This is a genomic window from Sporosalibacterium faouarense (genome assembly GCF_016765695.1).
Classification (GTDB): Bacteria; Bacillota; Clostridia; order Tissierellales; family VENL01; genus Sporosalibacterium; species Sporosalibacterium faouarense.
On record NZ_JAETGO010000023.1, the window covers coordinates 63,086 to 85,603 of the forward strand.

At 32.1% G+C, this 22,518-nt stretch carries 19 protein-coding genes; all 19 read left to right on the plus strand.

Annotated elements, in window-relative coordinates; all coding sequences use genetic code 11:
• The first annotated feature begins 83 nt into the window (after window positions 1–83).
• The 19 genes from JMO20_RS20565 (at window position 84) to kamC (ending at window position 22,518) form a co-directional block, all read left to right on the plus strand.
• Window positions 84–1,382 carry an S-layer homology domain-containing protein gene (locus JMO20_RS20565; RefSeq protein ID WP_202708159.1) on the plus strand — a complete coding sequence of 433 codons (1,299 nt, stop codon included), beginning with the start codon at window positions 84–86 and terminating at the stop codon, window positions 1,380–1,382.
• A gap of 14 nt (window positions 1,383–1,396) precedes the next feature.
• A complete protein-coding gene (locus tag JMO20_RS03575; RefSeq protein ID WP_202708160.1) occupies window positions 1,397–2,869 on the plus strand; it encodes a hypothetical protein in 1,473 nt (490 codons plus the stop codon).
• A 270-nt stretch (window positions 2,870–3,139) separates the two neighbouring features.
• Complete coding sequence (locus JMO20_RS03580; RefSeq protein ID WP_202708161.1) at window positions 3,140–4,708, plus strand: DUF3794 and LysM peptidoglycan-binding domain-containing protein; 1,569 nt, start codon at window positions 3,140–3,142, stop codon at window positions 4,706–4,708.
• Between the two features lie 106 nt (window positions 4,709–4,814).
• Complete coding sequence (locus JMO20_RS03585; protein WP_202708162.1) at window positions 4,815–5,117, plus strand: hypothetical protein; 303 nt, start codon at window positions 4,815–4,817, stop codon at window positions 5,115–5,117.
• 156 nt (window positions 5,118–5,273) lie between these two features.
• Window positions 5,274–6,362 (plus strand): 4Fe-4S dicluster domain-containing protein, encoded by a 1,089-nt coding sequence (locus JMO20_RS20570; RefSeq protein ID WP_202708163.1) that lies wholly within the window; start codon window positions 5,274–5,276, stop codon window positions 6,360–6,362.
• A 269-nt stretch (window positions 6,363–6,631) separates the two neighbouring features.
• A complete protein-coding gene (gene ispE / locus JMO20_RS03595) occupies window positions 6,632–7,486 on the plus strand; it encodes a 4-(cytidine 5'-diphospho)-2-C-methyl-D-erythritol kinase (RefSeq protein WP_207753425.1) in 855 nt (284 codons plus the stop codon).
• Window positions 7,487–7,681: 195 nt separating this feature from the next.
• Window positions 7,682–7,897, plus strand: coding sequence for a CLC_0170 family protein (locus JMO20_RS03600; protein ID WP_202708164.1), 216 nt, complete (start codon window positions 7,682–7,684; stop codon window positions 7,895–7,897).
• 22 nt (window positions 7,898–7,919) lie between these two features.
• On the plus strand, window positions 7,920–9,455 hold the full coding sequence (locus JMO20_RS03605) for a spore germination protein (protein WP_202708165.1): 1,536 nt from the start codon (window positions 7,920–7,922) through the stop codon (window positions 9,453–9,455).
• Between the two features lie 15 nt (window positions 9,456–9,470).
• The gene (locus tag JMO20_RS03610) at window positions 9,471–10,583 is read left to right on the plus strand and encodes a GerAB/ArcD/ProY family transporter (protein WP_202708166.1); all 1,113 of its coding nucleotides are present in this window, start codon (window positions 9,471–9,473) and stop codon (window positions 10,581–10,583) included.
• Entirely contained in the window at window positions 10,576–11,751 is a 1,176-nt protein-coding gene (locus tag JMO20_RS03615) for a Ger(x)C family spore germination protein (protein ID WP_202708167.1), read from the plus strand. The genes JMO20_RS03610 and JMO20_RS03615 overlap by 8 nt, the downstream gene beginning before the upstream one ends.
• A gap of 226 nt (window positions 11,752–11,977) precedes the next feature.
• Entirely contained in the window at window positions 11,978–12,658 is a 681-nt protein-coding gene (gene spoIIR / locus JMO20_RS03620; RefSeq protein WP_202708168.1) for a stage II sporulation protein R, read from the plus strand.
• Between the two features lie 151 nt (window positions 12,659–12,809).
• The gene (gene sleB / locus JMO20_RS03625) at window positions 12,810–13,616 is read left to right on the plus strand and encodes a spore cortex-lytic enzyme (protein WP_243414618.1); all 807 of its coding nucleotides are present in this window, start codon (window positions 12,810–12,812) and stop codon (window positions 13,614–13,616) included.
• A gap of 17 nt (window positions 13,617–13,633) precedes the next feature.
• Window positions 13,634–15,004 carry a germination protein YpeB gene (ypeB, locus tag JMO20_RS03630; protein WP_202708169.1) on the plus strand — a complete coding sequence of 457 codons (1,371 nt, stop codon included), beginning with the start codon at window positions 13,634–13,636 and terminating at the stop codon, window positions 15,002–15,004.
• Window positions 15,005–15,162: 158 nt separating this feature from the next.
• Window positions 15,163–15,579: a YwiB family protein gene (locus JMO20_RS03635; RefSeq protein WP_202708170.1), complete on the plus strand. Its 417-nt coding sequence runs from the start codon at window positions 15,163–15,165 to the stop codon at window positions 15,577–15,579.
• 91 nt (window positions 15,580–15,670) lie between these two features.
• Window positions 15,671–17,074 carry a sigma-54 interaction domain-containing protein gene (locus JMO20_RS03640; RefSeq protein ID WP_202708171.1) on the plus strand — a complete coding sequence of 468 codons (1,404 nt, stop codon included), beginning with the start codon at window positions 15,671–15,673 and terminating at the stop codon, window positions 17,072–17,074.
• Between the two features lie 286 nt (window positions 17,075–17,360).
• Window positions 17,361–18,398 (plus strand): L-erythro-3,5-diaminohexanoate dehydrogenase, encoded by a 1,038-nt coding sequence (kdd, locus tag JMO20_RS03645; protein ID WP_202708172.1) that lies wholly within the window; start codon window positions 17,361–17,363, stop codon window positions 18,396–18,398.
• Window positions 18,399–18,551: 153 nt separating this feature from the next.
• The gene (kamA, locus tag JMO20_RS03650) at window positions 18,552–19,814 is read left to right on the plus strand and encodes a lysine 2,3-aminomutase (protein WP_202708173.1); all 1,263 of its coding nucleotides are present in this window, start codon (window positions 18,552–18,554) and stop codon (window positions 19,812–19,814) included.
• Between the two features lie 30 nt (window positions 19,815–19,844).
• Window positions 19,845–20,900: a lysine 5,6-aminomutase reactivase subunit KamB gene (gene kamB, locus JMO20_RS03655; RefSeq protein ID WP_243414619.1), complete on the plus strand. Its 1,056-nt coding sequence runs from the start codon at window positions 19,845–19,847 to the stop codon at window positions 20,898–20,900.
• A complete protein-coding gene (kamC, locus tag JMO20_RS03660; protein ID WP_202708174.1) occupies window positions 20,884–22,518 on the plus strand; it encodes a lysine 5,6-aminomutase reactivase ATPase KamC in 1,635 nt (544 codons plus the stop codon). The genes kamB and kamC overlap by 17 nt, the downstream gene beginning before the upstream one ends.

Here is a 22,518-nt window from a genome sequence, read left to right on the forward strand (position 1 = left end):
TAGAGTTGACTCAACTCTACTTGTATTAATACTTCATAAAAGTCAAAGATATTTATAGACTTTTGCAAGTGGGAGGTGGATGTGTGGTAAGAAAATATTTCTTAAAAAGAGTTACATCAATAATTGTTTTTGCATTATTGTTTGGAATAGTACCAACGAATTTTCAATATGGATATGCTGATAATAAAGCTCAACCTGATATAACATTATATATACAGGGGGAGGATTCTGAAGGTGGGCCTATGTTTCATACTTCAGGAGATGCATCGGCAAACTCACTTTGGGCTCCTGGAGTTACTAAAAATGGGACCTGGAGAATTTATAATAATTATTCCGAGAGAATTAAAGTGAATAATCTTAGCTTAGTTATGAATTTGGAAAAGTTAGAGAATGGCAAATATAAAAAAATTACAGATAAAGAACTGATTGAAACCTACGCTAAAAGTATGAAGGTAACGGTAAAGAAAGGAACAATACTAAACTTTACAAATACAATTTTTGACAAAAGTTTTTTTGAAATGCTTTATGGAAAAAACAATCTGGAATATGATGGATATGACCTACCTACATCAGATCAGTTTAGTATTAGATCAAATAAATATGTTGATTTAGAATATACTGTTCATATGAAAGAAGACGCTGGCAATGAATTACAAGGGATTAGGGCTAATGTAAGCTTTATAATCAATAGCCATGAAAATCCAAAGTATGATCCCCCAGATTCACACAATGATTCCGATGATTCGGATAAGGAAACTGATTCTGATGAATCAAGTAACGCAGAGGGTTTAAGTGAAATAGATGACTCAGATAGCTCAGATGAACCACCAGATATTCAAAGTCACTGGGCCCATGACTGTATAATAACCCTAATTGATTATGACATAATAAAAGGGTATCCTGATGGTACCATAAGACCCGAAAACTATGTAACTAGACAAGAAGTAGCTGCATTGATAGGTAGAGCTTTAGGGGTTGAAGAAGATAATTCAAAAGAGCCTAAATACAGTGATGTTATACCTGGTTGGGTAAAAGGATATGTAAATACTCTAACGGAAATGGGAATATTTAAAGGATATCCACTTAATCAATTTAAGCCTGATAGAAATATCTCCAGAGAAGAAATGGTAGCAGTATTGATTAGAGCGTTTAAATTAGAAGATGAAAAAGTATTTAATTTGGAATTTGAGGATAAAGATGAAATAGGACAATGGGCTTTAGAATATATAAGAGCTGGAGTGCAAAATAATGTTGTAACTGGCTATCCAGACAATACTTTCAAGCCTAAAGAAAGTATAACTAGAGGAGAATTGTTTACACTATTATGCAAAGTTCTAGAGTATCATGAGGAGCATAAACAGCAAGAAGTTAGTAGTTCCTGAGGAGGTGAAGTCTATTGAAGAAAAATGGTAATTATTTCAAAAGATTAGCGACAAAAACAGTAGTAGTTTTGATAGGAGGAGCTTTAGTAGGATTTATTCTTATGAGCGACATAGGTACCTATTCGTGGTTTATAGGTGAATCAGATAAGGAAATTAGTGCTTTGGCAGCAAGTACAGATGATATAATTGAAAATTTAGAGGTAATTGAAAATAGTAATGGTGGAAAAGCGATAAGATTTGAGAAATCACAAGATTTTACCAGTGACCCTGTTATGTACTTCTCGGTTCATGGCGAGGCATCAGAATATATACTACATATTAACCCTGTAAAGCTAGATAGATTTGGAGAGTATACTATTTCCTTAGAGCCAAATATTAACTTTATTCAATTTGCAAAGCTTTTGGTAAGAAAAGACAACTTAGTTAGAGGAAAGATAAGAGTTAAGTATTTAAATGAGTTTATAGATGAAGAACAAGATATTGAATTGTCTAAGGAATATCTAATATCTAGATACTGGGAAAATATAAAGAGGGAAGATGGAAAGTTTATAAAAAATGAAGATAGTGATGAAGTAAAAGGACAACTGACAAATCTTATAACATATATTGCTAATCATGTAGATTGGAGTAGTGATAAAAAACAAAAAACTGACTATGAAAGTGACACTATTCAATCACCTGTAAAAAGAATACTATTATCTAAATATCAGACTCAAATTGTAAATACGATTGTTCCCAGACTGATACCTCATTTAGAAGATTTGTATAACATGATTGATAGCCTCACTAATAGTTTAAATGAACAAATTGCTGATAATGATAAATTGAAAGCAGAAAATGAAACATTAGGTAAAAATATTAAAATATTAGAATTAGAAAAAGATGAATTAAATATACAAAAAGATGATTTAAAAGCAACAAAATCCAATTTAGAAAGTAAAATAAAAAATCTTGAGCAAACGATTATCCAACTAAGTAATCAGTTACAAGATGAGAAGACATCAATAGAAGAGGAACAATCGCTAGATGATGACAAAGTAGAAGAAAATAATGAAGAGACTATATCATCGGATGATGACGTAGATGGGTCCTTAGAGCAAGACGAGTCAAGTTCATCGGAGAATCAAAACATAGAGAAAACGGAGAATGAAGATACAGGAGATAAAGAATTACTAGAAAAGGAAGAACAATCGTCAAATAATGATGATGACAAAGTAGAAGAAAGTGATGAGGACACTATAACATCGGATGATAGTACAGAAGAGTCCTCAGAGGAAGATGAGTTAAGTTCGTTGGAAAATCAAGGTACAGAAGAAATAGGGAGCGAAGATACAGGAAATGAAGAATTAATAGAAGAGGAAGAACAGCCATCAAATAGTGATAATGATATACCAAAGGATAGCGATGAGATTTTATCATCTTCTGATGAAAGCGATGGAGAAAATATTGATGAGAACGCTGATAATACTGTGGGAGATGAAATCTAATATCTGAATTAGGTAAGAAAACAAAAAAGTAAAATAAATATAAAAGGTCTAAAACACATGATGTGTTTTAGACCTTTTATATTTATTTGTCATGACTAAAATTTACTTTAGAAACATTGAAATCTATCATATTGAAATATAAATTATTTCAATTACTTTAAAAAAGTAATTTTTTAGGACATTTAATCATAATATATTGCATATGTATATATTAATATAATAGATGTTCTTAATGTGAGAAGAATCAGATAAAGGGGAGGAGGATAAGAAATGTCAGTTGAACTAATTAGAGACTTGCTTAAGATAGACCAAGTCGTTGGAAAAGACCAAATAGAAGCACTAGTAGAAGGTGAAATACGTTTACCAGAGAACAAACCGAGTATTAATAAAATACTAACAATAGATGGGGATGCAGAAGTAACAGATATCAATATATCCCAAGATAAAGTTAAAGTTAATGGTGTTGTAAAGTTCAAAGTTCTTTATAGCGCTAATGATGAAAAACAACCTATACATAGCTTAGATGCCAGTACTGAGTTTAGTGAGGAAATAGAAATAGAAGGTGCAACAGAAGAGATGATAGCAGATATTAAATCTAATATCGAACATATCGACTTTAGGCTAATAGATGAGTCTAGAGTATCTGTAAAGACTGTAATGGAAATAGAAGGGAAGGTACAATCAGATAATAACATTGACATAATTAAAGAGGTGACAGGAGCTCAAGGCTTACAAGTACTTAAAGAAAAAATTAAGTATAATGATATAGTAGGTACAAACAAGTCTTCCACAATAATTAAGGAAGCTTTTGAGTTAGAAGAAGGAATGCCTGATATATTAGATATACTTAGAGTTGATGTTAAATCTTACGAAAAGGAAATTAAGGTGGTAGATGATAAGGTTATTGTTGCGGGGGTCGTAGAAGCATCAATAATGTATTTTGGAGATGATGAAGAAAATCAGATTAATTATTTAAGCCATGAAATACCATTTACCCATTTTGTAGAAATATCTGGTGCAGTAAAGGATATGGATTGTAATCTTAAACTTCAAGCAGCAGATTCTTACTTTGATACAAAAGAGGATATTAACGGAAATATTAGAATAGTTGACCTAGAGTCTATAGTTAAAATTGATGCAAAAGTATTTGAGCAAAGAGAAAAAGAAGTAACAGTTGATACTTATTCTACTAGTAAAAAGTTTAATGTGGTGAAGCAAGAAGTAGATATTACTGAAAATATTGATAGAGCTGAAATTAAAGAAATAGTTAAGGGAAAAGTAGGAATAAGAGATAATGACTCCATTAAGAATATCTATAATTTGAATGCTAAACCTATAATAACTGACTATAGAATGGTAGAAGGAAAGGTAATAATTGAAGGATTATTGAATGTAAATTCTTTATATCTATCTGGAGCAACTGAAGAAATTACAAATGTTAGTGAAGAAATACCTTATAAATTCTATGTAGATATAGAGGGAATAGATGAAGGTGTAGAGCTTGACATACAAAATGCACTGGAAAACTTGAATTATAATAAAAAAGGCGATGGAGAAATTGAAATTGAAGCAGATGTTAAGACGCTAGTTTCAATCAATAGAATTAAAAAGTTTAATATTGTTACTCAAGCTGAAGAGTTAGAAGAAGATATAGATAAGAAGACAAGACCAAGTATAATTATTTACGTTGTACAAAAAGAAGACTCCCTTTGGGATATTGCTAAGAGATACAATACAACTGTAGAAGAAATTATTGAAACCAATGATATAGCTTCTCCTGATAATATTATGCCAGGTGAGAAGATAATCATTGAGAAAAATATAGAGTTCGAACTATAAGAATAATTAGGCATCTTGCAGCTATGCAAGATGTCTTTTTTTAGCTAATAAAAAATTAATTAATAGAAGCATATGGTATAATATGGTATGGAAAGGAGGGTGAAATATGAAGAACAAATCAAGAGATATCTGGAAGTTTAGGAATATAGCTATGATATTTCTATATATATCCCTACCATTAAATTTATTAGCAACAATTTTATTTGGACTACCGACAAAATTACGATTAATATTTATTATTATTGGTACCAGCTCATTATTTATATTTATTGCTATGACTTTGATACTTTGGAGATGCCCTAGATGTAAAAAAGTACTACCAATGAAAGTCTATAATACTTTAGATTTAGTTCACTGTCCCAATTGTGGGAAAAATCTCAAGAATGAGGAATATGATAATAATTGGTAGTAAGCATAAGCATCTTAAAATAATATTTATATCCTATTTACTTTACATATTTTGTTGTTTAAGGAACTTAAGAGTTGCATGTTAGAAATTTATATAATGTTAATTTAAATTTTTTATAAACAAATAATAGATATAGTAAAGAAAGAAGGGAAATTAGTGAAAAGTAAAAGTATAGAATTGAAGGCCTTAAGAACCATTCTTATTACATATATTCTTCTGTGCATTATAATTGCTGGACTGAACTATGGATATGCCAGTCAAGCATCAGAGGAGACTGCTAAGTTTATTAGATGGTTCTGGCATTTCTATGAAAACTGGGTCAAAACTCTTTTTATAATAATATGTAGCTTTCTTACACTAAGGATAGTCGGGTCTTCTGAAACAACTACCATGAGAAAAAGAAATTTGATTGGATTTACTGTAGCAGCATTAGTTGTACATATATTTGGACCATTGATATTAAATAATTTTGAACTATACTTTTTTACAATGCCCCTTCCATGGACTACTACTTCTTTACAATTATTATATGAAAATTCATCCTTTTACCTTAGTCGCTTTCCTATATGGGGGTTAACAGGAATAACATCTGCATTGATATTCTATATTTGCTATAGTATTATCGTTATATTAGGAACATTATTATTGGGAAGACGTTGGCAATGTTCTACATTATGTCTTTTTAATGGTTTTGCAGCAGAAGTATTTGACCCTGCGATCCCTATAACTGGCAAGAAAAGAAAAATAAAGCCAAGAAATTTAAAGCTTTTATCTATGATGCGATGGGTTTTCCTTATAATTGCAATTATATTTACTGCTTACTGGGTGATGTTTTTGTTAGGCGTACAATTACCAGGGAATATACACGTAATTAGCAAAGTTGAAAATTACAAATATCTAGTAGGAGAGTTATTTATGGCTATGTTCTTCTGGGTTGCTTTTATTGGAAGAGGATATTGCTACTATTGTCCATTAGGAACAGTATTGAGCTTCATTGGTAGAGCTGCCGATCAAAAGATAGTCACAAATAATACAAAATGTATTCAATGTAATAAATGCAACTTAGCTTGCCCTATGTCAATTGAGATAAAAGGGAAAGCTAGAGACGGTGAAGTAGTGAAAGATAATAAATGTGTTGGGTGTGCCCATTGTGTAGATGCTTGTCCTACTAAAACACTAGCCTATTCAACTAAATTTTTAGATAAAGTATCTAGAAATAAGAAAAAAGACAAGGCATTAAGCTAAGTCATAGAGAAAGAAGTGGGAAAGAACATATAAAAATGACTTTAAAACTAAATCTGGAAAGTTCTTAAATATTGATTATATAAATTTGTCGATATATTGGCAAAAATATTATAATATATTTTTACAGCTTTCTACTATATATATCATATAAATATATCCAATTCAAAGTGGTAAAATCATTGATATGTATAGTTTCTTCATAAAAGCAAGATAACAATGGATATATTCTGTAACAAATTATGTAATTGAGCAGAACAGGAGATGAGGATATGAATAAAATAGCAATTGATGCATATGGAAAAATAAATCTTTCTTTAGATGTATTGAGACGAAGAGAAGATGGATATCATGACTTAAGAATGATAATGCAACAGATAGATTTAAAAGATACAGTAATGATAGAAAATATAGATGAAGATAAGGTGATAATAGAGTCAAATAATATCCATGTACCTACGGATTCATCCAATCTCGTTTATAAAGCTTGGAAACTAATATGTGAAAAATATAATATTAAAAAAGGAATAAAGATATATATTAAAAAAAATATTCCTATAGCAGCTGGACTAGCTGGTGGAAGCTCAAATGCAGCAGCAGTTTTAAAGGGTCTTAACATTCTTTGGGATCTCAGGCTTACTCAAGGAGAATTGATGAGTTTGGGGCTAAAGATAGGAGCAGATGTACCCTATTGTATAATGGGTGGAACTGCTTTAGCGGAAGGAGTAGGAGAGAAGCTAACAGCACTTTCTAGCTTTAAAGACAGACATATATTATTAGCAAACCCAGGAGTTGCTGTGTCTACAGCTTACGTATATAATAATCTTGATTTATCAAATGCTGAAGAACGACCAAAAACAAATGAGTTAATTAAAGCAATTGAAGCAGATAACTTGATGTTTGTAGCCAATAATTTAGTAAACCTTTTGGAAACAGTAACAATAAAAAGATACCCAATAATTGCTGATATAAAGCAAAAAATGATTGAAAAGGGTGCTCTAGGAAGTATTATGAGTGGAAGTGGTCCCACGGTCTTTGGAATTTTTGATAATAAAGAAGTCATGCAGAAATGCAAAAAAGAATTAGAAAAATCAATTGATATAGTAATTGTAACTAAGACCTGTTAAAGAGCCTTGATAGTAGCCTATCAAAGGCTCTTTTATCGTATTATCAAGAAGTTCTTTACTTCTCTAAGTGAGGGAGGGTCTAAGGAAGAAGGACTAACACTGATATAAATAAAATAACTATACTGTATAATATTGCTACTTCTTGCAAATATTATATACAAGTATTTATCTATCAATTTGATAGGAGTGTTGTTAGTGAAGATAATTTCACCATTTATAACTGAATTAAAGAGCGTACTAAATTTATATTTTATTTTTATAGTGATAGCTATTGGGCTATTTACTTTTTTTGTAGATGGAAAAAAATTAAGTAAAAATAAACTTAAAAAGGATTCAAAAATAGCAAAAATCATTGGACTAATATATATGATTGGAGGTCCTTTGATATTTATTATAGTTAAGCTAGTTTAATTAGGGAAGGGGAAGCCTATTTATGATTATTTCAACTAATATAAATAGAAATCTAGAAATAATAAAAAAAGAGTTAGTGGACTGTGATGATATAGTATATAGACCTATTAAAGTTGGACAGAAGCAAAACTTCAATATGGCATTTATATATGTAGATGGACTTATTGATAAAGAATTAATCAGTGAGTTTGGACTTGAACCATTACTGCTAGATGCAAGAGAAAACAAGCCTAATCCTCAAAACATCAAAGATAATCTATTAGAACTTGTAGAGAAAGGGAATATTGCAGTAAGTGAAGTTAAAGAATTAAAAACTATAGAAGAAGCTCTTGAAAATCTGCTTATAGGAGAAACTTTACTACTTATTGATGGATATAATAAGATATTGATGCTATCTTCCAGGGGATGGCCAATGAGGGGTATTACTGAACCTCAGATAGAAACAGTGGTAAGAGGACCAAGAGATGGCTTTAATGAAACTGTAAAAGTAAATGCAACATTAGTTAGAAGAAGGATTAGAGACACTAAATTAAAGGCTAAGTACATAAAGATAGGAACACGCTCTAAAACTGATGTTGTAGTTATGTATATGGAGGATATTGTAAATAAAAAGCTTATAGATGAGGTGATGAAGAGATTAAAGGGTATTACTGTTGATGCAATTATAGGTAGTGGACAGATACAACATGCTATTGCTGGGAATAGCTACTCACCTTTTCCAGAAGCTCAGTATACAGAGAGGCCTGATGTGGTGGCAGCTGCATTATATGAAGGTAGAATAGGAATATTAGTGGATAATACTCCATTTTCTTTAATAGTGCCTGCAACTATTACTACATTACTTCAATCAGCCGAGGATTATTATGGAAGTTGGTATATATCTTCGTTAGTTAGAATTGTAAGGTTCTTTGCAATTTTTTTATGCCTATTATTTCCAGCCTTATACATAGCTATGACTTCCTATCATCCAGGTATGCTACCAACCCAACTAGCAATCTATGTAGCTGCCACCCGTGATACCGTGCCATTTCCTGCTTTTATTGAGGCTTTTATAATGGAGGGTACCATAGAGCTATTAAGGGAGTCTGGTTCTAGATTGGCTGGGCCAATAGGTACCACTATAGGTATAGTTGGTGGTCTTGTAATTGGTCAAGCAGCTGTTGAAGCCGGTATAGTAAGTCCATTAATGGTAATAATTGTTGCTGTTACAACTATAGCCTCCTTTGCAATACCAAATTATGGATTAGCATCGGGTTTTAGGGTTTTAAGATTTGGTATGATGGCTTTTGCAGCTTTTTCTGGGTTATATGGAATTATGTTAGGATTGCTTTTACTGGCGACCCATTTAGTACAGCTTAACAGTTTTGGAATACCATATCTTTCACCATTAACTAATATTGGTAATAATTTAAGGGATTTAAAAGACACACTTATAAGATTCCCTTTGCAGACAATGAAAAAAAGACCTTATTTTACTCAAACTATAGATGAAACTAGAATGCCTGGAGCTCGAAATCAAGGTAAAAAAGGTGATAATTCTAAAGATAAGAAGAAGTAGTAAGAGGGTGATACTATGATGAAAATAGATAATAAAATAACCAGTGGTCAGTTAATGGCCATAATAGTCAATACGATAATTGGGGTAGGAATATTATCTCTGCCTAGAGATCTGGTAGAAGCATTAAAAACTGATGGATGGATATTAGTTTTAATTAGTGGATTACTGGCAATTGGTTCAGTTACCTTGATTACCATACTAGTTATGAAATACCCTGGTAAGACGGTAACAGAATTTGGAAGAAATTTAATAACAACACCAATTTCAGATTTTTGTTCAATCCTTTTTCTTATATATCTGCTTATATTCTCAGCTTTTGTGGTTAGGATATTTGGTGAGATAGTAAAGATGTATCTACTTAGGAATACTCCTATAGAGTTTATAATAATTACTATGCTAATAACAGTAGCTTATATAGCTAGGGCTGGAATAGAAGCTATCGGGAAATTTTGTGTTTTAGTACTTCCAATAGTAGTAATACCTATATTTTTTATGGGATTTGTATTACTTCCAGAGTTAGATTTTAGTAATTTACTTCCTGTATTTAAATTTAAAATAACTGATTTACTAAAAGGAATACCTAGTACTGTTTTTAGTTTTGCAGGATTTGAGGTTATACTTTTATTTAATGCATTTGTAGAAAGACCTAAAAAAACACTAAAATACAATTTAATTGGCATGGTATTAATCATATTTGTTTATTTATTTGTTTTTTTAATAAGTGTTATGGTATTTGGAGTTATTGAGACAACACATCTAATATGGCCATCAATGTCATTAATGGAGGTTATTCAATTTCCAGGAGCTTTTTTAGAAAATGTTCAAGGTGTAGTAATGGCTCAATGGGTAGTACTTGTTTTTTCAACATTAGCACCTTTAATATATGGAAGTGCATTGATATTTGATAAATTATTTAGAGGAAATGAACATAAATATTATGTTTTCCCCCTAATGCCTATTATATTTGTGTTAGCTCTAGTTCCAGATAATATAGCAACGGCTTATGACTATATAGGAAAATCAACTAATATACTAGGTACATTTGTAATACTTGTTTTACCATTGCTATTGCTCGTAGTCTCCCTATTTAAAAAGAATAACAAGAAGGGAGCTGTTAAAAATGGATAAAAAGGTAAGACTTTGCATCTTATTAATTATGTTTTTGGTAACTTCTACACTTCCAGGCTGTTGGGATAAAGTGGAGATAAATGAAAGAGCATTTATAACTGCTGTAGGAATTGACGTATATCAACCAAGCAAAGATGAAGAAAAAGTAAAAGGTGAGCTTGGGATGGAGGCAAAAGATAAATATACAATAACCTATGTATTTCCAAATATTGAAGCGGTAGGTAAAGGCGGACAAGGACAACCAAGATTTATTGTTGCAAGTGTAGGAATGACCCCTTATGAAACCACTAGGGGGCTAAGAACCAGACTACATCAAGTTTTATTTTTTCAGCATATGAAAGTATTGGTAATTGGAGAAGATGTAGCAAAGGATAGTACCATGCTAAAGGAAATGTTAGATAGCGTAGAAAGAAATAATGAGATAAATAGGAAGGTAAATGTTCTTGTTGCCAAAGGCAAAGCAGAAGATATATTAAATGTTCAATCCCAATTTGAACCTGATATTGGGTTATATATATCAAGTATATCAGAAGCTTCAGAGGGAAGTGCTAGATTTAATCCTTTACCTCTAGGAGAGCTTCTAAAAAGTCTTCATGGAAATAAAAGAACTCTTATGCCAAGGGTTGTACCTGGAAAGAACGATTTAAAGGTGGCAGGATCAGCAGTAATAAAGAACTACCAGCTAATAGGTTGGCTTGGGGAGCTTGAAAATAGAGGTGCTATGTTTTTAAAGAATAAAGTAAAGGCAGATACAGTTGTTGTTATAGATTACGATAATAAAGTTGTTATTCCCTATGTCATAACAGAAAGTGAAACGAAACAAACTGGAACTATTGAAGACGGAAAAATTAAGCTTAAATATGATATTAAAATGGAGGGAGATCTCAGTCAATACAAAATGGATACCTCTGAAGATGTAATGGATGATAAGTTTTTAAGAGGGGTAGAGAAGCAAGTTGAAGAGGCTGTCAAAATGCAGCTTGACAATACAGTAAAGAAGATTCAAAAAGAATTTAAGGTAGATGTCATAGATGCAGGAGAATACTTTAGCAAATATAAACCACATATTTGGAATACAGTTAAAGATGATTGGGAAAATATTTTTCCAGATATTGAAATTGAAGTAACGGTAGACTCGAAGATAAGAAGAATAGGTCTAATTAAATAAATAAGTGAGGAAATTGCATATTTAATTTGTAAATATGCAATTTCCTCAAGTAACTAACTAGGGAAATTTTTAAAAAACAATTATTACTCTATAAAAATTATAGAAAATATGTTTAAAATTTACCTCTTCTGCTAATACTTAATGATAAAGAATAAAAAAGGTTAATCCGGTAGGACAAGCGTGGAATAAACTGGTAATAACAAATCATAAATTGAGGAGGTAAATCATGCTATTAAGGAAAAAGAACAAGAGAGTATTTAAAGGTATTATATTAGTTATAGCAGTAATTTTATTGATAGGGGTAGTATCCTTAAGAGATGTCTATATAAATAGGGAAGAATATAGAGATAAATTAATACGATTTCATGTCATTGCTAATAGTGATTCTCCTCAAGATCAAGCATTAAAACTTGAGGTAAGAGATAAAGTTATTAATACAATGAATGAAAAGTTTGCAAAGTCAACTTCTTTAGATCAATCTAGAGAAATAATTAAAGATAACTTACAAGAGATACAGAGCATAGCACAAAACGAAGTGAATGTTCAAGGAAGTAATTATGATGTCAATGTAGACTTTGGACAGCATAGCTTCCCTACTAAATCATATGGGAATTTTACTTTGCCAGCAGGAGAATATCAAGCTGTTGAGATAGTTATTGGAGAAGGAAAAGGAGCAAATTGGTGGTGTGTAATGTTTCCGCCTTTGTGTTTTATAGATATTGAAAATGGGTTAACTGATAGAGATACGAAAGAAAAACTAAGAGATGTTTTAACAGAAGAAGAGTATAAGATGATAACTCAAGTTCAAGAGGAAGAAGAAGTTCCATTGAAATTAAAATTTAAAATAGTTGAAATCTTTGAAAAGAGTAAAATGACTTTTGCCAAAATGTTTGTAAGTAAAAAATAATGATAAGGTAATAGAATAGTTAAAGGATAAAGAGATCCCTTAGTGGTTTATTTAATCATTGAGGGATTATTTTGTATAAATATATAAATTCTTACAGAAAATAATTAAAGACTATATTATTGCATTTACAAAACAGAAGGGAGGATATAAATTGAAGAAAGCTGTCTTGATTTTAAGTATGGCTATGTTAGTTACACTTTCAGCAACAGGATACTATTTATACATAAATAATCAGAATCAAAATAATTTTTCATCCACAACTGAAGGTATAAACTCAGTTGAAGTATCTAACGCAGAAAAAAATAAAGATGGAGTAGAAGAGTCTGAGACGGTAAATGCTACATTGGCTCCAAAAGTTCTTTACTGGGGTTCAACCGGGCAAGATGTTAAAGATGTTCAGTGGAAGCTAGCGCAATGGGATTATTATAATGGGGCTGTAGATGGCATCTATGGAACAGAGACCTATAGAGCAGTTAGAGCTTTTCAGAGTAAAAATGGATTAGGTGTTGATGGTGTAGTTGGACCTGAAACTGCAGCTGCACTGGGTTTAAACTTTGGACCAGTGGATGGAGGAACACAAGGAGCAGGTACAACAGCGATTTCTAGAAATGATGATATATACCTATTAGCTAGAGCAGTACACGCTGAGGCAAGGGGAGAACCATATATAGGTAAAGTTGCAGTTGCTGCAGTTATCCTTAACAGAGTAGAGAATCCATCCTTTCCAAATACTATAGCAAGCGTTATATATCAACCATTAGCTTTTACTGCTGTAGCCGATGGGCAAATCAATCTAAGTCCTGATGCAGACTCATTGAAGGCTGCAAGGGATGCAATCAATGGATGGGATCCAACTTATGGATGTAGATATTATTGGAATCCTGCTACATCAACAAGTAAATGGATTTGGTCTAGACAAGTTGTTATAAAATATGGGAAACACTGGTTTGGAAACTAGTACTGGAGGTGAATTAAGTGAGGTTTAGAAGGTGGATTTTACCAGGAATATTAGTTATAGCTTTAGCTATTACAGGAGTATGGGGCTATAATCAATATAAAATTAAGAAAAACTATGAAACTACTATGCAGAATTCTTATCAGAGAATGTTCTATGATTTAAAGGATCATGTGGAAAACGTTCAAGTTTCTTTATCAAAGGTTTTATTAGCCGATTCTCAAGAGCAAAATGTTATCCTACTTTCGCAAATTATGCAACAAGCATATTTGGCAGAAGAAAAACTAGCTCAGCTTCCAATAAGTCATAAGGATACTGCCAAAACTGAGAAGTTCTTAAATCAAGTCTCTGACTATAGTTATGCTTTGGCATCTAATGTTTTAGAGGGAAGTCCTATGGATCAAGATCAAAAGGATGCATTACTTAAGCTACAAAACTATACTGACTATTTATCTCAAGAATTGATGGGAGTTCATAATAAGTTAACAGAAGGAGTATTTAATATAGGTGAGATTAAAAGGAAAGAGAAAGAAGATATTGAGAATGCCAATGATAATATGTTGAATGTTAGACTTGTAAAGCTTGAAGATAAAATGACAAAATCTCCAGAGCTTATATACGATGGACCTTTTTCTGATCAAGTTTTAAGTGGAAAAGCCAAAGGTCTAGGCGATAAAAAGGTTGATATTGAAGAAGCAAAAAAAATAGCTCAAGAATTTACTGGTGCTGAAAATACAGAAAGCATTGAGGTTATTGAAGAAGGAGAGCAAATGGATAAAACTGCATGGATTCCTTCATATACATTCAGTATACCTAAGGAATCAAGCCCTGAAGATTCTCCTATATATATAGGAGTTAGTAAAACTGGGGGCAAGGTAGTATGGATGGAGAATTCTAGAGCAGTGAATAAACCTAAGATTTCAGTGGAGCAAGCTATAGAGAAAGGGCAAAAATATCTTGTTGAAAAGGGATATGAAAGTATGGAATCTAACTACTCTCTTCAATATGATGGTTTAGTACTAATTAACTTTGCATATAAACAAAACGATGTAACAATATATACTGACTTGATTAAAGTGAAGGTTGCCTTAGATACTGGAGATATAGTAGGAATGGATGCAGCTCAATATTTAAAAGCTCATCATGATAGGAATATTCGTCAACCAGAGCTTACTCAATCAGAAGCTAGAGGAAAGGTGAAAACTGATTTCGATGTAGATAGCGCTAGGCTTGCAATAATTCCAAAAGAAGGGGCTAAAGAATATCTATGCTATGAGTTTAAGGGAACTTATCAGGGGGGAGACTTTATAGTCTACGTTGATGCAATTACTGGTAAGGAAGTGAAAATCTTAAAGATTATTAAGGATGAAAATGGTACATTAACTTTTTAAGGAAAGTTTAGATAAGTATAAACTGTTAGTTGAAAGACCTAAAGATTAAACCCTTTAGGTCTTTTGTTTTTTTATGCTGGAGAGAAAAAACTTGGCTATTTTTAGGGTTTTACTTTATAATAGAGTATAATGGAACATATAATAGAAAGGGGAAACTAATGAAAGAAGTTCAATTAACCATAAAAGGAAAGCAAACAAGTGTTGAAGGTGAAGTAAATAATATAGAGATGGTGACTGAGGGAAAATTTTATGAGAAAAGAGGAGCATATTATATTGTCTATGATGAATCAGAAATAACAGGTATGGAAGGCTCGACTACCACTTTAAGAATAGAAGATAATGTAGTTTCTATGAAAAGATTTGGCAGCAATACATCTAAGTTAACCTTTGAGAAAGGGAAAAAACATGTAACTGAATATGAAACAGTTTATGGGAATATGCCTATTGAGGTTTCAACAAGTAAAGTAGATATTGATATTTCTGAATTAGGAATAGGGAGTATAGATTTAGCATATAGACTTGATATATCAGGTATCATAGAGAGTACAAATAAGCTATTGATTCAAATGAAATAGGCACTACCAATCTAGTGCCTAAATTTAGGCAGATAATGCCGAAAAATCAGCATATAATTATAAATTATTTTTTGCTAGGGGGATTTACTTTATGAAGGATATTTTTTTGAAAGAAAATATCATAGAAATACTGGATTACATCAACGAGGGGATACAAATAATTGATAATAGAGGAAGAATAATCTATTACAATAAATTTGCTCAAAGACTTGATGAGATTGATAGAGAAAAAGCAATTGGACGACATATACTTGAAATATATCCTTCATTATCCTATGATACTAGTACACTATTAAATGTTATTAGAACAGGGGAGCCAATACTAAATATAGAGCAGACCTTTATTACTTATAAAGGGAATAAGATTACAACAGTGAACTCGTCTATTCCAATTAAATCTAAGGGAAAAGTGTTGGGGGCCCTGGAGATATCCAAAGACATAACTGATGTGAAAGAGCTTTCTGAGAGGATTATAGATCTGCAAAAAGAGCTTTACCAGGATGATTCAAATAATAGTAGGAAGAATAAAGATAAATCAAATTCTAACTATACATTTGTTGACATAATCGGTCAGCATGAAAATATACTTCAAATTAAATCATTGGCTGTAAAGGCAGCACAAACTACATCACCGATATTAGTTTATGGTGAAACTGGAACAGGCAAGGAGTTATTGGTACAATCTATTCATAGTGCAAGTCCTAGAAAAAATAAGCCTTTTATATCTCAAAATTGTGCTGCTTTACCAAGTAATTTATTAGAAGGTATACTTTTTGGTACAGTTAAGGGAGGCTTTACAGGAGCTGAAAACAGGCCAGGTTTATTTGAGTTAGCTAATGGAGGAACTCTTTTCCTTGATGAAATAAATTCAATGCCTATGGAGTTACAGGCAAAGCTATTAAGAGTATTGCAGGATGGTATTATAAGAAGGGTGGGAGCAACAAGCACCATTAGCGTAGATGTAAGAATAATTGCTGCTACAAATGTTGAGCCTCGAAAATTAGTAGAGGAAAAGAGATTGAGAAAGGATTTATATTATAGAATTAATGTTATTGCATTAGGCTTACCTAAACTTAAAGAGAGAAGAAGCGATATTCCTATATTACTGGATCATTTTATAGAAAAATACAATAAGAAATTTAATAAGACAGTTAGAGATGTTTCTTCAAATGTAATGGATACTTTTATAAACTATTCATGGCCTGGAAATATACGTGAGCTTCAGCACGTTGTTGAAGGAATAATGACGATTTATGATATTGAAGTCATAGATATACAGCATCTACCTCAACAATTTAATGATATTATATATGGATTAGATAATAGAGATAAGGTGAAGCCTTTAAATGAAACTATAAAAGAAATGGAACGGAAAATAATAAAGGATGCCTTGGAGAAGACCAATTGGAACATTACCCATGCTTCAGAGTTCTTAGAAGTTCCTAGACAAACCTTACAATATAAAATAAAAAAATATAGTTTAAATAAAATTTAACTAGCTAATGATAACTATAAGCTCTTAGTATTTTAGTTTCAATATTAAGAGCCTTTTCATTTCATTCCTGCCGAAAAATCAGCGCTAAAAACAATAAATTAATTTCGTGAGAGTCAATTTTGACATTTTATCTTATATATTCAAGCAATATGCACAGATTAAGTATTTTAAAATAATATTTTAGATTGGCATACCTATTGCAATATTATTTATAAGGGATGACGTAAAGTAGAAATTATTCATACATAGTAAAGTTAAATTTCAAACAATATAAGGAGGTTTTTTTATGAAAAAGGGATGTCCATATGGAACTCACAGAGTGTTAGAACCAAAGGGGGTATTACCTCAACCAGCAATAAAAGTTGACAATAACATGGAAATTTATGATAACGAAATTTTAATTGATGTTCAGACACTAAATATTGACTCTGCAAGCTTTACTCAAATTAAAGAAGAAGCAACAGGCAACATAGATAAAATTAAAGAAATAATGATGAATATAGTTGAAACAAGAGGCAAACATCAAAACCCTATTACAGGATCAGGAGGAATGTTAATTGGAACAGTTGAAAAAATTGGTCCTGCTCTTGAGGGTAAAATAGATCTAAAAGTTGGGGATAAAATAGCAACATTAGTGTCCTTGTCATTAACTCCACTTGTGATTGACGAGATTTTAGAAGTTAGAAAGGATATAGATCAAGTTGACATCAAAGGAAAGGCGATTCTTTTCGAAAGTGGAATATATGCTGTTATACCTAATGATTTACCAGAAAACCTTGCTCTATCGGTTTTAGATGTTGCTGGAGCGCCTGCTCAAGCTGCTAAGCTTCCAAAACCTGGAGACACTGTATTAGTTATAGGAGGAGCAGGAAAATCAGGAATGCTTTGCTTATATGAGGCAAAGAAAAAGGTAGGAGAGAACGGTAAGGTAATATGTTTAGGTTATAGTGATGGAAGTCTATCTAGGGCTAAAGAGGCTGAATTAGCTCACGAGTATGTAAAGGCAGATGCAACTAATGCAGTTGAAGTAATGAATGTTATTAAGGAATTAACTAATGGAGAAATGGCTGATGTAACAATCAATTGTGTTAATGTGCCCAATACTGAGATGACTAGTATTCTTGCTACTAAAGATGATGGATTAGTATATTTCTTTAGTATGGCCACTAACTTTACTAAAGCAGCTTTAGGGGCAGAGGGAGTAGGTAAGGATACGACAATGATAATAGGGAATGGATATACAAGAGGTCATGCTGAAATAGCATTACAAATAATGAGAGAAAATGAGAAGTTAAGAAAAATATATGAAGAGTTGTACGCATAAAAAATTAGTAATTAGTAAAATGATATTAATATTCTGGGGGGAATTATGAGATTAAGATAATATCGTCTTTATAATTATACTAGGCTATATTATTCTAATTCGTTATTTAATATCTAAATATCTAAAAAATATGTTAAGAAGGAGTTGTTCAGAGTGGAATCATATAAGGATATAGCACTGTGGAAGGATGTCACAGATGAGCAGTGGAGGGATTGGAAATGGCAGGTAAGAAATAGAATAACTGATGTAGAAAAACTAAAAAAGGTTATTAATCTTACTCCACAGGAAGAAAAAGATATCCAAGCAACATTGGAAAAATTTAGAATGGGGATTACGCCGTATTATGCATCAATAATGGATAGAGATAATCAGAATTGTCCAGTAAGAATGCAGGCAGTACCTACTATGATGGAGACCCATAAAGGAGATGCTGATATGGAAGATCCTCTACATGAAGATACTGACTCGCCTGTACCAGGTTTAACTCATAGATATCCAGATAGGGTACTTTTATTAATAACGGACCAATGTTCAATGTATTGCAGACATTGTACAAGAAGAAGATTTGCTGGACAAAAGGATGCTTCAATGGGTATGGATAGGATAGAAGCGGCCATTGAATACATAAGGGAAACACCAGAGGTTAGAGATGTATTACTTTCAGGAGGAGATGCCCTTCTAGTTTCCGATGAGCGTCTAGAATCCATAATTAAAAAGCTAAGGGAAATACCTCATGTTGAAGTGATTAGAATAGGATCTAGAACACCTGTTGTATTGCCTCAAAGAATAACAGATGATTTAGTAAATATGCTTAAAAAATATCATCCAATTTGGTTAAATACACACTTTAATCATCCTAAAGAGATTACTGAAGAGTCTAAAGAGGCTATTAGAAAACTAGCAGATGCAGGAATTCCTTTAGGAAACCAATCTGTACTGCTTAGAGGCATTAATGATTGTGTACATGTTATGAGAGATTTAGTACATAAATTAGTAAAAATAAGAGTAAGACCATACTATATTTATCAATGTGATTTATCAATGGGAATTGAGCACTTTAGAACTCCAGTTGCTACTGGAATAGAAATTATTGAAGGGCTAAGAGGGCATACCTCTGGTTATGCGGTTCCTACCTTTGTTGTAGATGCTCCAGGAGGAGGAGGTAAGACTCCAGTAATGCCAAATTATGTAGTATCCATGTCCCATAATAAGGTAATATTAAGAAACTTTGAAGGCGTAATAACAACTTATACAGAGCCGGAAAATTATACTCATAATTGTAACTGTGATATTTGTCAAGGAAAAGAAAAGAAAGAGTTAACTGGAGTAGCTGGATTATTACAAGGGAATCATGTTTCTCTTGAGCCCACAAAGCTAGAAAGAAGAGAAAGAGCTAAAGCTAGAAATAGTAAGTAATGAAATGAGAATAAGAGAGGGGGCTCTACCTTGTTGCTAATAGATATAATACAGAATAACTATAAAATAATATCCATAGTAGGAATGGGAAAGAATGCTGGGAAAACAGTGACACTGAACCATCTAATTGAAGAAGCGGCTATCAATGGCATAACAATAGGAATTACTTCCACGGGTAGAGACGGAGAAGGGATTGATCTAGTAACTGGAACTGAAAAGCCATCTATATATGCCTTTGAAGGAACATATATAGCAACTAGTGAAAAAGCTCTAAAACTAGGGGATGCTAAGATAGAAATAATTAAAGTCACTGATTATAGGACGCCTATGGGAAAAATAGTTATCGGCAAAGTTAGAGATGCTGGATATGTTCAAATAGCAGGTCCACAAACAACTAAAGAGATTAAAGCTATAAGCAATATATTAATTGACTTTGGTGCCGAGGTAGTTTTTATAGATGGAGCTATAAACAGATTATCTTCGGCTGCTCCTTCTGTTTCTCAAGGATGTATATTAGCAACTGGAGCAGTTGTAAGTCGAGATATGAATAAAGTGATACGAGATACATTGCATGCAGTTGAGTTATTTAAATTACCTGAAGTTAAAGAAGACACATTAAGGATTTTAATCAAAGATATAATCCAGAAAGAGAATATATCTTTGATAGATGAAAATTATAATGTAAAAACATTAGATATAAAAACTTCTTTAAATAGTGGAAAAATTATATCTCAGCATATAACCAAGTCAACTAGATATGTGATATTTCCTGGTTCATTGGTTAAAAACACAATTGAGGATATAGTTAAGGGAAGTAGGCTCATAAAGAACGTCACTTTTGTTGTAAGAGACGGAACCAAAATTTTTGTTGGACCAGTTGACTGGTTAAGATTGTGTAGGCAAGGTCTTAAAGTGAAAGCCTTAAACTCTGTATCGACTTTAGCAGTCACCATAAATCCTTATTCTCCCCAAGGATACTATTTTGATCAGAGGGAGTTTTTAAATAGTATGAAAAAGCATCTAAAGGATATACCAGTATTTGATGTAGTGCACGGGGGTGAATACAAAGATGAAATTTATAGATAAAGAAATTAGAAAAAGCTTAGATTTAGATTATATCTTAAATAAAGTTCGAGTAAACACTCCCTATGGCAAGACTAACAAAGATGCATTGAAAGCATTTCTTCCTGGAGAAGAAAAGAGTTTAAGAAAGGAATTAGACAAGGTTGAGGCATTTGCTTCTTTGATAAGTAGAGAGAGGTCCTTTTTTATCAATTTAAGAAATTTATTTGTTCACGTTAAAGATCTAAGACATTCCATTTCTAGGTGTATAGAAGGATATATTTTAACGGAGGTGGAGCTCTTTGAAATAAAAAACCTCATTATTCTATTTAGAGAAATAAAGGATGAAATTGAAAAAATAAATTTTTCTATTCCCAAGGATATGAAGGTTGAGTCAATGATTGAATTAGAAGAGCTATTAGACCCTAGAGAAGAGGGATTGAAAACTTTTTATATATATGATGAATACTCTCAAAATTTAAAGGATATTAGAAAAGAAAAGAAGGATATAGAGAAGAGAATAGCCTTTGAAAAAAAGGTTATACGTATGGAGCTACAGCATGAATTAGGAATAAAGATAAGACACAACGGAGAAGTATCAGTTCCTAAGTCGGATATAGAAATTATTAATAGAATTGAAAAACATCCCCTATTAATGTATAGTTCAGAAACGTATATGGATTTAAAATATAAGTTCAAATCTACTGATATGCTAGATTATTTGGAAAGACAATTAGAGGACTATAAACAAAGGGAAGAAAATGAAGAATTTAAGATAAGAAGTGAATTGTCCAAAGAAATAGCTGAAGAAAGCAGAAGGATATTTAACAATATGGAAGCTATAGGAAGGTTGGATTTAACCATAGCAAAAGCTTATTTAGCTATAGATATTGGTGGTGTAAAGCCTAATATTACAACAGAGCACATTATTATTATTAATGATGGGAGACATTTAAGGGTAGAAGAAGCCCTTATGCAAAAAAGAAAAGAGTTTACCCCTATTACCGTTAGCTTAAATCAAGGAGTAACTTGTATAACTGGAGCTAATATGGGAGGCAAGACAGTTTCGCTAAAACTAATAGGTATGCTATGTGCTATGGCTCAATATGGATTATTTGTACCCTGCTCTAAAATGGAAATGGGTCTTCATGGTTTCATACATATTTCTATTGGAGACTGGCAATCCTCAGACCAAGGATTAAGCACCTTTGGCAGTGAGGTTGAAGGAATACAAAGAGCAATAGATAGAGTAAAAGAAAAAGGTCTAATTCTAATAGATGAATTAGCTAGGGGAACTAATCCTCAAGAAGGTCATGCAATATCTAAGGCTATAGTCAACTACTTAAAAGACAAGGAGTCTATCTCAGTAATAACTACCCATTATGATAATGTAGCAAATTCGGAAGGGGTTATGCATTTGCAGGTTATAGGATTAGCAAATGTAGATTATAAAAAGCTTAAGGAAGAATTAAAATACAATAAGAATTATGGAATTGATTTAGTAACTCAATATATGGACTATAGACTTAGAGTATTACGGTGTAACAGTGAAGTGCCTAGAGATGCAATAAATGTTGCAAGGCTTATGGGGCTTCATAAAGACATAGTGGCCATGGCAGAAGGAGAGCTAGAGGAAAGCTAG

What these genes read in the sequence shown, in the direction of transcription:
- JMO20_RS03635 (WP_202708170.1), top strand. Translation starts at nt 15,163, where the DNA reads ATGAAAGAAGTTCAATTAACCATAAAAGGAAAGCAAACAAGTGTTGAA.
- JMO20_RS03640 (WP_202708171.1), top strand. Translation starts at nt 15,671, where the DNA reads ATGAAGGATATTTTTTTGAAAGAAAATATCATAGAAATACTGGATTAC.
- ispE (WP_207753425.1), top strand. Translation starts at nt 6,632, where the DNA reads ATGAATAAAATAGCAATTGATGCATATGGAAAAATAAATCTTTCTTTA.
- JMO20_RS03585 (WP_202708162.1), top strand. Translation starts at nt 4,815, where the DNA reads ATGAAGAACAAATCAAGAGATATCTGGAAGTTTAGGAATATAGCTATG.
- JMO20_RS03605 (WP_202708165.1), top strand. Translation starts at nt 7,920, where the DNA reads ATGATTATTTCAACTAATATAAATAGAAATCTAGAAATAATAAAAAAA.
- spoIIR (WP_202708168.1), top strand. Translation starts at nt 11,978, where the DNA reads ATGCTATTAAGGAAAAAGAACAAGAGAGTATTTAAAGGTATTATATTA.
- JMO20_RS03610 (WP_202708166.1), top strand. Translation starts at nt 9,471, where the DNA reads ATGATGAAAATAGATAATAAAATAACCAGTGGTCAGTTAATGGCCATA.
- kamC (WP_202708174.1), top strand. Translation starts at nt 20,884, where the DNA reads ATGAAATTTATAGATAAAGAAATTAGAAAAAGCTTAGATTTAGATTAT.
- JMO20_RS03580 (WP_202708161.1), top strand. Translation starts at nt 3,140, where the DNA reads ATGTCAGTTGAACTAATTAGAGACTTGCTTAAGATAGACCAAGTCGTT.
- JMO20_RS03615 (WP_202708167.1), top strand. Translation starts at nt 10,576, where the DNA reads ATGGATAAAAAGGTAAGACTTTGCATCTTATTAATTATGTTTTTGGTA.
- kdd (WP_202708172.1), top strand. Translation starts at nt 17,361, where the DNA reads ATGAAAAAGGGATGTCCATATGGAACTCACAGAGTGTTAGAACCAAAG.